The organism is Vibrio sp. 10N.222.46.A1 (assembly GCF_041473595.1).
GTDB lineage: Bacteria > Pseudomonadota > Gammaproteobacteria > Enterobacterales > Vibrionaceae > Vibrio > Vibrio tasmaniensis_A.
Genome location: NZ_JBFRSN010001514.1, coordinates 1 through 1,085, shown reverse-complemented (window position 1 = coordinate 1,085; position 1,085 = coordinate 1). Strand labels below are relative to the sequence as shown.

Genomic DNA, 1,085 nt, shown 5'->3' with positions numbered 1-1,085 from the left:
AAATCAATCCCGCCAGAGCGAAAGGCGTTAATGGCCGTAGTGCGATGCAGTCGCTCGGATTTTTTGTTGGTAAATAACGTCAGCGTCAGGTGCATGTATGCCATGCTGTTGATGCCATCCGACATTTCATCTCGAATTTGCTCGCGTTCGCTCTGCTCTTTCTTCGCTTGAGGGAAGAAAAATGCCATCGGGGACTTGAGTGTTTTTTCCAGCTCTCCAATGCGTCCGCCATTTTTGGTCGCAAAACTGCCCGATTCTTGATGGCGAAAATTGAGGGTCATGAGGTGTGGACATTGCACATTTTTGGCCACGCTCTTTAAGGACGCAAAACAATCGGGCAAGGCGTAAAGGCGGAAAGTTCGAGGTGTACTGCGTAAACCCAATGAAATGATCCGCGAGGTCACCGTTTGCGTTTGATGTTGGCGGTTACTAAAGCGAACGTCGGTGTAATGTCGGCGAGTTAAAAACTCGGTATCAGGAGAGAGGACTTGTTTGTAGATCAACGCTTCTGGTGCGTAGTCAGATCCGCGAGGGGCGGTTTGTGTGGGGTCAAAATTGAGAATGCCTTCGACGTAGTTGATTAAGCCTTCGGGGGTAAGCGGCGTGAGCTCCAGTCCAATTTGGGATAAAGTCGTGGTGAGCGCCTCTTTGCAATCCAACACACTATCAACATCGTCCGTACTGGAGACAAACAACCACGCGCTGTAATCTTTGATGTCAAAGTAATGCTTCTGACGATGAAAAAAGCCGTGGTGAGCCGCAAAGTTGGCGTAATCGGCTTCTTGTTTTGCTAATTCACTGCAAATACCCGCACGAGCGGATTTCAAGGCGGTATTTTGCTCAATCAAATGACTCACGTGGTTGTGGCCCATCATGGAAAAATGGTAATCCCATTTATGGCCAGGCGGTAAATCCATGATGAGACGGTTAAATGCCTCCACCATGTCGTCATTCGCCCCCGTTAAGACGCTCAATTTGAATCCAAATCCTACGCCCTTTTTGTTATGAAAGAGGCTGTGCTGCGCATCAAAAGTGCGGTAAGGCAGTTCAGAATGAAGGTGGTTATATTCACGTTTGGCTTCTTG

Annotated in this window: 1 protein-coding gene; it reads right to left on the bottom strand. The window is 48.3% G+C overall.

Annotated elements, in window-relative coordinates; genetic code table 11:
• Nucleotides 1-1,085 (bottom strand): TraC family protein (locus tag AB4496_RS27755; protein ID WP_372133232.1); only part of this gene is annotated, 1,085 nt, incomplete at both ends.